A 4257-nucleotide genomic window follows, 5' to 3' on the forward strand; every position below is an offset into this window, starting at 1 on the left:
GAGCCGACATCGAGGTGCCAAACCATCCCGTCGATATGGACTCTTGGGGAAGATCAGCCTGTTATCCCCGGGGTACCTTTTATCCGTTGAGCGACACCGCTTCCACTTGCCGGTGCCGGATCACTAGTCCCGACTTTCGTCCCTGCTCGACATGTCTGTCTCACAGTCAAGCTCCCTTGTGCACTTGCACTCGACACCTGATTGCCAACCAGGCTGAGGGAACCTTTGGGCGCCTCCGTTACATTTTGGGAGGCAACCGCCCCAGTTAAACTACCCACCAGGCACTGTCCCTGAACCAGATCATGGTCCGAGGTTAGAGGTCCAATACGATCAGAGTGGTATTTCAACGACGACTCCACACACACTGGCGTGCATGTCTCACAGTCTCCCACCTATCCTACACAAACCGTACCGAACACCAATACCAAGCTATAGTGAAGGTCCCGGGGTCTTTTCGTCCTGCCGCGCGTAACGAGCATCTTTACTCGTAATGCAATTTCGCCGAGTCTGTGGTTGAGACAGCAGAGAAGTCGTTACGCCATTCGTGCAGGTCGGAACTTACCCGACAAGGAATTTCGCTACCTTAGGATGGTTATAGTTACCACCGCCGTTTACCGGGGCTTAAATTCTCAGCTTCGCACCACAAGGGCGCTAACCGGTCCTCTTAACCTTCCGGCACCGGGCAGGCGTCAGTCCGTATACATCGTCTTACGACTTCGCACGGACCTGTGTTTTTAGTAAACAGTCGCTTCTCTCTGGTCTCTGCGACCTCCCCCAGCTCAGGAAGCAAGTTCCATCACCAGAGCAGGTCCCCCTTCTCCCGAAGTTACGGGGGCATTTTGCCGAGTTCCTTAACCACAGTTCTCTCGATCGCCTTAGTATTCTCTACCTGACCACCTGTGTCGGTTTGGGGTACGGGCCGTGTACCAACTCACTAGAGGCTTTTCTCGGCAGCATAGGATCACTGAATTCGCCTCAATCGGCTACGCATCACCTCTCAGGCTGTATGAAACGCGGATTTGCCTACGTCTCGCCCTACAGGCTTACACCAGTACAACCACTGACTGGCCCAGCTACCTTCCTGCGTCACCCCATCGCTTACCTACTACAGCCAGGGTCGTATGCAGCCACATCCGGCCTCCCGAAGGAGGTCCATCCGCTTTTGGATACTTAGCACAACTGATTCGATATTTGGCGCGGATACACGGGTACGGGAATATCAACCCGTTGTCCATCGACTACGCCTGTCGGCCTCGCCTTAGGTCCCGACTCACCCTGGGCGGATTAACCTGGCCCAGGAACCCTTGGTCATTCGGCGGACGAGTTTCTCACTCGTCTTTCGCTACTCATGCCTGCATTCTCACTCCCGTAGCCTCCACGACTGGATCACTCCGCCGCTTCCCTGGCTACAGGACGCTCCCCTACCCATCCACACCACTGCACCACCCCCCGTAAGAGATGGCGGATGTATTGTGTGAATGCCGCGGCTTCGGCGGTGTACTTGAGCCCCGCTACATTGTCGGCGCAGGATCACTTGACCAGTGAGCTATTACGCACTCTTTCAAGGGTGGCTGCTTCTAAGCCAACCTCCTGGTTGTCTTCGCGACCCCACATCCTTTTCCACTTAGTACACGCTTAGGGGCCTTAGCCGGCGATCTGGGCTGTTTCCCTCTCGACTACGAAGCTTATCCCCCGCAGTCTCACTGCCGCGCTCTCACACACCGGCATTCGGAGTTTGGCTGATTTCGGTAAGCTTGTGGGCCCCCTAGACCATCCAGTAGCTCTACCTCCGGTGTGAAACACGCGACGCTGCACCTAAATGCATTTCGGGGAGAACCAGCTATCACGGAGTTTGATTGGCCTTTCACCCCTACCCACAGCTCATCCCCTCAGTTTTCAACCTAAGTGGGTTCGGGCCTCCACGACGTCTTACCGTCGCTTCACCCTGGCCATGGGTAGATCACTCCGCTTCGGGTCTAGAACATGCGACTAAAAACGCCCTATTCGGACTCGCTTTCGCTACGGCTACCCCACACGGGTTAACCTCGCCACATGCCACTAACTCGCAGGCTCATTCTTCAAAAGGCACGCCATCACCCACAATACCGAAGTATTCGCAGGCCCTGACGGATTGTAAGCGCACGGTTTCAGGTACTATTTCACTCCCCTCCCGGGGTACTTTTCACCTTTCCCTCACGGTACTAGTCCGCTATCGGTCACCAGGGAGTATTCAGGCTTACCGGGTGGTCCCGGCAGATTCACAGCAGATTTCACGGGCCCGCTGCTACTCGGGTATCTTCCACAAGAGCCGTCATGTTTTCGCTTACCGGACTCTCACCGTCTATGGCAGGCCGTCCCAGACCACTTCAGCTAACACAACGGTTTCTGACTCTTGCTCGACTCGGCAGAATCGAGAAGAAAGACCCCACTACCCCGCATGGACAACGCCTGCCGGCTATCACATCCACACGGTTTAGCCTCATCCGCTTTCGCTCGCCACTACTCACGGAATCACTATTGTTTTCTCTTCCTGTGGGTACTGAGATGTTTCACTTCCCCACGTTCCCTCCACACACCCTATATATTCAGATGCGGGTAACACGACATCACTCGTGCTGGGTTTCCCCATTCGGAAATCCTCGGATCTCAGCTCGGTTGACAGCTCCCCGAGGCTTATCGCAGCCTCCTACGTCCTTCATCGGCTCCTGGTGCCAAGGCATCCACCGTACGCTCTTAAACACTTACTAACAAAGATGCTCGCGTCCACTGTGCAGTTCTCAAACAACACACCCACCCAAACCAGAACATCAGGACCAGCACCCTCGTTTATGAAGGCCGGTATCTCAGAAAGATCTGAGCGGATCGTTATCTTGCCTGGAAAGAACGTCTGTTCTTTCAGGACCCAACAGTGTGTCGATATATCCACCGCGACCGAAGACATGGCTCCGAGTCGTAGTGCGATGAAGCTTGTCAGCGTTCCACCCATGAGCGTCCGCGGTCCCACGATTGAGGACTCAAACGGTCTCTGCCACAACCACATTCACCTGTGTGATGCGTCGTGGAGAAGTGCTCCTTAGAAAGGAGGTGATCCAGCCGCACCTTCCGGTACGGCTACCTTGTTACGACTTCGTCCCAATCGCCAATCCCACCTTCGACGGCTCCCTCCACAAGGGTTAGGCCACCGGCTTCGGGTGTTACCGACTTTCATGACGTGACGGGCGGTGTGTACAAGGCCCGGGAACGTATTCACCGCAGCGTTGCTGATCTGCGATTACTAGCGACTCCAACTTCACGGGGTCGAGTTGCAGACCCCGATCCGAACTGAGACCGGCTTTAAGGGATTCGCTCCACCTCACGGTATCGCAGCCCTCTGTACCGGCCATTGTAGCATGTGTGAAGCCCTGGACATAAGGGGCATGATGACTTGACGTCGTCCCCACCTTCCTCCGAGTTGACCCCGGCAGTCTCTCACGAGTCCCCGCCATTACGCGCTGGCAACATAAGATAAGGGTTGCGCTCGTTGCGGGACTTAACCCAACATCTCACGACACGAGCTGACGACAGCCATGCACCACCTGTACACCGACCACAAGGGGGCCTACATCTCTGCAGGTTTCCGGTGTATGTCAAACCCAGGTAAGGTTCTTCGCGTTGCATCGAATTAATCCACATGCTCCGCCGCTTGTGCGGGCCCCCGTCAATTCCTTTGAGTTTTAGCCTTGCGGCCGTACTCCCCAGGCGGGGCGCTTAATGCGTTAGCTACGGCACGGATCCCGTGGAAGGAAACCCACACCTAGCGCCCACCGTTTACGGCGTGGACTACCAGGGTATCTAATCCTGTTCGCTACCCACGCTTTCGCTTCTCAGCGTCAGTTACTGCCCAGAGACCCGCCTTCGCCACCGGTGTTCCTCCTGATATCTGCGCATTTCACCGCTACACCAGGAATTCCAGTCTCCCCTGCAGTACTCTAGTCTGCCCGTATCCCCTGCAAGCTCACAGTTGAGCTGTGAGTTTTCACAGAAGACGTGACAGACCGCCTACAAGCTCTTTACGCCCAGTAATTCCGGACAACGCTCGCACCCTACGTATTACCGCGGCTGCTGGCACGTAGTTGGCCGGTGCTTCTTCTACAGGTACCGTCACTTGCGCTTCGTCCCTGTCGAAAGAGGTTTACAACCCGAAGGCCGTCATCCCTCACGCGGCGTCGCTGCATCAGGCTTTCGCCCATTGTGCAATATTCCCCACTGCTGCCTCCC

Annotated in this window: 2 rRNA genes; both read right to left on the minus strand. The window is 55.8% G+C overall.

The window, feature by feature from the left end:
* A 23S ribosomal RNA gene (locus ACIG5A_RS44010) occupies positions 1-2747 on the minus strand; the annotation flags it as partial.
* Between the two features lie 330 nt (positions 2748-3077).
* A 16S ribosomal RNA gene (locus ACIG5A_RS44015) occupies positions 3078-4257 on the minus strand; the annotation flags it as partial.

This window comes from Nocardia sp. NPDC052566, assembly GCF_044547285.1.
GTDB lineage: Bacteria > Actinomycetota > Actinomycetes > Mycobacteriales > Mycobacteriaceae > Nocardia.